Raw genomic sequence first — 6,000 nt, forward strand, 5'->3', positions numbered from 1 at the left:
ACCCAATCGCTTCCCCCGGGTGCGCAGCGCACATCCGGACGGAAGGCGCGGCCCGGGACGCCTCCCACCGGGCCGCGCCAGTCTTGCAGCCGGACATTGCTGGCAAGCGCGGTGGAGGACGCTGACCTGCTGTGCGCTCGCAGCGGAGCAGCGCCGCGCGACATGCTTGATGCGCCAGAGCGGGTGGACATGGCCGAAGCCATGCAGGCAACCAGCGAGCCGCGATCAATCGACCTCATCGGCGATATCAATGTGCTGACCGCGGCCTTGTCCTGCCTCTCTGCGCGCGAGGAGCGTGTCATACGGTTGCGCTTCGGACTTGGCGGTCACGGCGAATGGACCTTGCAGCAAATTGGCGAGGAGTTTGGAGTAAACCCCCAGCGAATCCGCCAGATTGAGATGAAGGCATTGCGCCGACTGCGTCATCAGTTTCGCAAGCGTTATGGCCCATTGCCAATGGATCCCAAGCCCACATCGCTGCCGGCGGCCGCCCAGGCAACCGGGTCCAAGAGCGTCAAGGCTTCGCCTGCACGAGCCCCAGGACCAGGTCCAGTGGTGCGGCGCGCCAAGACTGTGCCCACTGCCACCGTGGCAAGACCAGTACCAGTCCGGCATGGCGCTGACCCTGGCCGCGAAAATGGCATATCGGGGGGGATCCTGACATTGCTGATCGGCATGTTCCTGTTCGCGGTGACCTTTGACCAGACGGTTGGCTTCCATTTGGGGCGTCATCTCGGTCCAGGTCCTGCGCTCTTGGCCTGCGGTCTGAACTGCATCTGCGGCGCGGCGGTTTTTTGTCAGGGGTGGACTGCAATCCGGGAGGGTGACGCCATCGTTGGCGGCCGCGCGGCGGCAGTGCGCACCTTGATGCTTGGCGCTTGCCTCGGCCTTGCCGTCTATGGTTCTCGCTCGCCTGAACTTTACCAGTTTCTGCTCGATATGTCTGCGTCGACACCGCCCCGATTTCGTGGGGAGATGCCCCTGAAAATATCGGTATTCATGGGGCTGTTCATCATCATCGGCGCCTTGCACTTGCCGAACCGGCTGCTGTCATGGCGAAAAGGACAGCCATTGCCGGCATGACTTGCATCCCGATCTCGCCACAAACACCCCCGCCCGCTATCAGGATGCCAAGGTGATTCCATGATCCAGCCCGGCCGCCTCTCTGCAAGCACATTCGTCGGCACCATCGAACCGGGTGCGCGCGGGCTGATCCTGCGCGACGATGACGGGATGTGCTGGCGGCTCGGCTTTGTCGATGAAGCCGTCGCGGTCGGCTTGAGCGGGCGCGTTCGCGTGCGCGGCCGTATCGTCGAGGTCGACCGGATCGAGGCCGAGTACGTTGACGTCAGGGATGGTGCCTGAGCGGTCCTGATCATTTCTCCGCAAGCGACTGGCTCGCCTTCAGCAGGGCATTCCAATCCTCGGGCGGGTTGCCCTTGTCGAGCATGGTCTTGAACACGGCATAGGCATCGGTCTTCGCGCCATAGGTGCGAAGCGTGTCGCTGTCGTTGACCCAGGCCAGGATAATGATCTTCGCTGCGGTCGAATAGCGGAAGAACAGGCGGAAGCGGCCATTGCCGAACTTTGCCCGAAACCAGTGCTTGCGCGCCGGACCCAGCGTCCCGACCTGGCGGAATTCGGGACGAGCGGGATCGATGGGGATCACCTCGAACATGAGCTTGCGGAGCGCTGCCAGAAGTTTGGCGTTGGCAGTCGACGCGTATCCACCCGGATCCTTCTCGCGGGCGCGTTCAACCGCAAGCGTCAGCTTCTCAAGCTGTTCGAGAAAAAGCGGATGAGCGTAAAGCGTCCATCCGTTGACCGTCAGCCCTTCAGGAATGGGCTTCTTCTTCAAAGGGCGACGTCGCCATCGATCGCGTCATCGAGATCGACCGGAACATCGGCCGTGAGCGCCGTGATGCGCGCGGCCAATTCGGGGCCAAGCGCCTTCACGGCCTCGGGATGACGCTTCAGATCGGCCGCGAGGAAACTCAGGAAGCTGTCGATTGCCGGATCTTCGTCGTCGGCACGGCAGACGGTGACCCCCCCATCGCTCACGCGAAAGGCAATGCGGCCGCCGTAGTCGACGCCAAGCGCCTGACGCACAGCCTTGGGGATCGTCGTTTGACCCTTGGCGGTGATGGTGCTGATTTCTTCGAGTGAGATCGCCATGATGCTCTCCATGTCGGGGATTGAGGTAAGGAATAATTCTTACCTTGTCAAGGTTCCTACCTGGGATCGACCGGACTCTCTGTATTTGTTCTCCGCATCTCCGCCGATGGGGGCCGAGGTGATCGGCGCTTTGCGCCTGGGAGTACGGAGGTTCGAAATGGGTGCGGGGGGCTTTCCCTTTTCCTGGCAGATCATTGAAAATCCGGCGAGAGCCGGATATGATCCTGCCAGCGCAAGGAGCCTCGCCATGGACCACAATCGTTACGGACTGGATGGCTTGCCGATCAATGTGAAAGGCATCGATTGCGACCCTGTGACTGGTGAGCGCTTGTCGGCTCCTGACACCTCCCCGGCCCACGGAGAATTTGCTCTCGAGCCATATTCGATTGCGTTCGTCGTCTTGGCGATCGCCTTTTTGGCGTTTTTTGTGATTGAAGGAAAACTGCTGGGGTAGTCAGCTAATTCTTTCGCTTCGCCACATGTAAATGGTCTTTGCCTGGCGCATCCGGGAACCTTTCAAAATCGACCGCATAATTCGGGCCCAGGCGCTCGCGCACGCGTTCCGCCCACTGTTCTCCTTGTTGGTCGGAGATGTTGTTTCCGCGGAAATCGAGCGCCCGATTGTCGTAGTGCGCCGAGCCAGAAACATGCTGGGTGCTGTCATTTCCGGATGTGACTACCGGGCGCGGCAGCCCGAGTGCCTTCGCCTCTTCGGCGACCACGCCCATAGCCGGTACCAGATCGCCATCCATTCGGCCGAGCCGCGCCCCGGATTTGACGCCCATACCCAGCTCGCGCGCCAATCTGGCGCCGTCGACCGGGCCATTGGGTGCCGCGAGCAGCGTGCCACCTTCGAGCGGCGAAGCGACTAGCGACGGCGAGCTATCGGCGGACGGGAGCGATGCGCCTTGCGGCATACCGAGGTCGGCATTGCTGCCAAGCTTGCCCTGCCCGGCGATCGCCGCCACGTCTTCCAGTTCGTCGATCCGGCGGTTCCTGAGGTCGCTCAGCAGGTCATCCATGATGTAGCTGATCGCCTGATCGCGCCGTGCCATGTCGCGGTAATCGAGCCGCGGGTTGGCAATGTCTGGCAGGTGCCACTCGGGATGCTCGCGCTGTAGCGCCTCGTAACGATCCTGGATCAGGTTCGACATGTCGCTGGAGACCTGGAACCCGTGGCTCTCGGCATAGCTCGCTTCGTTCATCATTCGGCTGCCGATCTCGCGGTAGCGCGCCGCAGCCGCGCGCCGTTCGTCTGCTTCGGACACCCGCCAGTCGGTGCCCTCGCTGCTGGTCCGGCTCTGGCTGGCATCGGTATAGTCGGAGTTCTGGCTGAACGTGCCCGAAGACTGGACGTCGCCGCTGTTGCCGCTGACGACGACGCGGCTGCTGACATCCTCGGACTTGTCGGTGCCGCGGGTGACTTGGTTCGTCGCGGAGCGTTCGCTGCTAACTCGCGAATCTTCGCCCCATTCCTTTCTTCCGTATCCATTGATGCCGAGCGAGCCCGAGAGGCCAGCGCCTTTGGAACGAGAGGCGCCTTCCCCTTTCCCACTTGCGTTAGGCGTGGTCTCATCGCCCCCGCCTGCTCCCGGAGAGGAGGCGCCCAAGCGCGCACCAAGGCCAAGAGAGTAACCAAAAGTACGACTTTCAAAGTCCGAATAAGAACGGCTATTGCCCTGCCGCAGGATCAGATCGTCGTTGGTCACCTCGCGTGTCGACTTGCCCGCCGAGCCTTCGACCATGACGTTGCCGCCGACATTGTGGGTGTCGGACGCGCGCGATCCGCGTTCGCTGCGGCTTCCGGTCACCTGGCTGCTGGCGGCGACTGCGCTGCCGAAGGTCCCGCGCGTGCTGCTCCAGCTCGCCGAGGTGCCGTTCTCGATCCGGTCGGCCTCATTGAGGTACCACTGGCCCTGATTGCGCAAATCGCTGGCATAGCCGCGCGTCATCGAGGCCTTGAACGGCAACTGCGAGATTGCCCCGCTGGTGTCGATCACCCGCGCGCCGCTGCCATAGGCATGGACCATCGCGCCATCGTCGTTTCTGAGGCCCATGTGGCTTGCGCCCACAGCCAGATTGGGGGCCTGGTTCCACTGCGCCATCTGGCGGTTGTTGGCGTTGAAGTTGCCATGGCTGACATCGCCGAATGTGTAGTTGCCGGTGGTCCGCTCGAGCGCGGCAGCATCGGCCGCCCCTTGCGGCGCGCTCAGCATCGAGCCCATGTTCGAGGCAACCGACATGGTGCCGCGCATAACCATCAGCGCAAGTGCCGGCACCGACATCATCAGGAACCCGGCCATCGTCGCGATGTCCTGGTTGACCGCGTCGATCCCCGCCCAGTTGGCAAGCGCAATCCCGCCCGGCGCCGCCGCATTGGTCTGAGCGGTCAGCCGGTCCATGATGAACATGTGGATGAGGACGTAGATCGGTCCCCAGGCGGCGAGGTAGAAGAACCCGGCGAAGTAGCCCTTGAGCGTCGCAATGCCGCTTTTCGGGAACAGCAGCAGCGGAAAGACGATCGGAAAGAGCGCATAGAACACGACCGTCAGCACGACGTTCAGCACCGGAATCCAGATCAGCCCCTGCTCGGCCGTGGTGGTCATGGCGTTGCGGGTCTGGGCATCGGCGCGCTGGAGAGCGAAGGAATCGCTGTCGGCATTGCCAAAGTCGAGCTGTGCGGCCTCGAATGCATCGACCACGCTCTTCTGTTTCAGGAACTGGTTGCGCGGCATGGCGGCGCCGGTGAGGAGCTGCGAGATGAGCGGCACGTCGGCGGCGAGCTTGGCCCCCGCGGCGGCCTGGCTGAGCTTGGGGTACATGGTGTGGGCAAAGGGCAGCGCATAGGCATTGATCTCGGCTTCCCATTGCCCGTCGATCAGCGCCCAGGCCTCGGCACAGGTCTTGCCCTCGATGTCGACCGAGCCGGCGCCGGTATCGGTCAGGTACTTCATGCCGCGGTTGGTCGCGGCACCCGCCCCAAGGTCGGCCCACAGATCGGTGGATTCGCTGAGCAGCTTCAGACTCTTTGTGCCCAAGAGAATGTCGTAATAGGCGCACTGCTTGAGGTAGCCGTCGAGGTTGGCCTTGAAGACGGGATTGCGGATCTCGAAGCCGCGCACCTTGTCCCACATCCGCGCGCCGTAGACGAAGCCGCCGTTCGAATAATTGAGAGCGGCGGGCATGACGAAGACCGTCTCGGCCGTGCGGGTGAAATAGTCGCTCACCTGGCTGGTGAACGAGGGGTGACTACACGAAAGTGACGCATCCGCACGCTAAGCGCGAACGTATGGTGAACGTTACGCGGCGAGCAACGAACTGATGGCGCGCAGTGGCCGCAGGACATCCGGATCGGGCCGATCTTCAACATTCCAGCTATAGTCGCCGGTGAGCGAGATATGTTCCCAGCCCAATGGCGCGACGTGACGTGCGATTTCGTCGGGCGTGCCGATATCAGCCAGCGCCACTTCGAGATAGCGGGTGTTCCACAGGATGATGGCGGCGACGAGCAGGTTGAGGCCGGAGGCGCGATAGGTCTGGTTCTCGAACCGCCGATCACGCAATTCGCCGAGCTGGTTGAAGAAGAGCGCGCGTGCGAGCGCGTTGCGGGCCTCGCCCTTGTTGAGGCCCGCCTGGGTACGCCGGCGCAGATCAATGTCGCGCAGCCAGTCGAGCATGAAGATCGAGCGTTCGAGGCGGCCCAGCTCGCGCATCGCGAGGGCCAGTCCGTTCTGTCGCGGATAGGCGGACAGGCGGCGAAGCATCGCCGAAGCGGTGGCGGTGCCGGTGCGTATCGATGTGGCGAACCGCAGCAGTTCATCCCAA

6 protein-coding genes and 1 pseudogene are annotated in these 6,000 nt (G+C 62.9%); 3 read left to right on the top strand and 4 right to left on the bottom strand.

Features of this window, described 5'->3' with window-relative positions; all coding sequences use genetic code 11:
- The first annotated feature begins 96 nt into the window (after nt 1-96).
- Together IQ35_RS13680 and IQ35_RS13685 are read left to right on the top strand one after the other, a co-directional pair.
- On the top strand, nt 97-1,083 hold the full coding sequence (locus IQ35_RS13680; protein ID WP_199739956.1) for a sigma factor-like helix-turn-helix DNA-binding protein: 987 nt from the start codon (nt 97-99) through the stop codon (nt 1,081-1,083).
- 60 nt (nt 1,084-1,143) lie between these two features.
- Nucleotides 1,144-1,365, top strand: coding sequence for a DUF5818 domain-containing protein (locus IQ35_RS13685; RefSeq protein WP_092959894.1), 222 nt, complete (start codon nt 1,144-1,146; stop codon nt 1,363-1,365).
- Between the two features lie 10 nt (nt 1,366-1,375).
- Here IQ35_RS13685 and IQ35_RS13690 read toward each other — a convergent pair whose 3' ends face one another.
- Together IQ35_RS13690 and IQ35_RS13695 are read right to left on the bottom strand one after the other, a co-directional pair.
- Nucleotides 1,376-1,858, bottom strand: a complete 483-nt coding sequence (locus IQ35_RS13690) for a type II toxin-antitoxin system YhaV family toxin (RefSeq protein WP_376699488.1) — start codon at nt 1,856-1,858, stop codon at nt 1,376-1,378.
- Complete coding sequence (locus IQ35_RS13695) at nt 1,855-2,175, bottom strand: type II toxin-antitoxin system PrlF family antitoxin (protein ID WP_092959892.1); 321 nt, start codon at nt 2,173-2,175, stop codon at nt 1,855-1,857. Before IQ35_RS13695 ends, IQ35_RS13690 begins: the two co-directional genes overlap by 4 nt.
- Here IQ35_RS13695 and IQ35_RS21540 point away from each other — a divergent pair.
- Complete coding sequence (locus tag IQ35_RS21540; RefSeq protein WP_092959891.1) at nt 2,174-2,629, top strand: hypothetical protein; 456 nt, start codon at nt 2,174-2,176, stop codon at nt 2,627-2,629. The genes IQ35_RS13695 and IQ35_RS21540 overlap by 2 nt on opposite strands.
- Nucleotides 2,630-2,633: 4 nt before the next feature.
- Here IQ35_RS21540 and IQ35_RS13705 read toward each other — a convergent pair.
- A pseudogene (locus tag IQ35_RS13705) lies at nt 2,634-5,405 on the bottom strand (conjugal transfer protein TraG N-terminal domain-containing protein); the annotation flags it as partial.
- 69 nt (nt 5,406-5,474) lie between these two features.
- Nucleotides 5,475-6,000, bottom strand: a 526-nt coding sequence (locus IQ35_RS13710; protein WP_145074186.1) for a Tn3 family transposase, incomplete at its 5' end; no start/stop codon positions are given.

Source organism: Sphingobium wenxiniae, assembly GCF_007830065.1.
Lineage (GTDB): Bacteria > Pseudomonadota > Alphaproteobacteria > Sphingomonadales > Sphingomonadaceae > Sphingobium > Sphingobium wenxiniae.

Bases quoted from the DNA above. Each gene is read 5' to 3' on its own strand.
- IQ35_RS13685 (WP_092959894.1), top strand. From the start codon at position 1,144: ATGATCCAGCCCGGCCGCCTCTCTGCAAGCACATTCGTCGGCACCATC.
- IQ35_RS21540 (WP_092959891.1), top strand. From the start codon at position 2,174: ATGATGCTCTCCATGTCGGGGATTGAGGTAAGGAATAATTCTTACCTT.
- IQ35_RS13695 (WP_092959892.1), bottom strand. From the start codon at position 2,175: ATGGCGATCTCACTCGAAGAAATCAGCACCATCACCGCCAAGGGTCAA.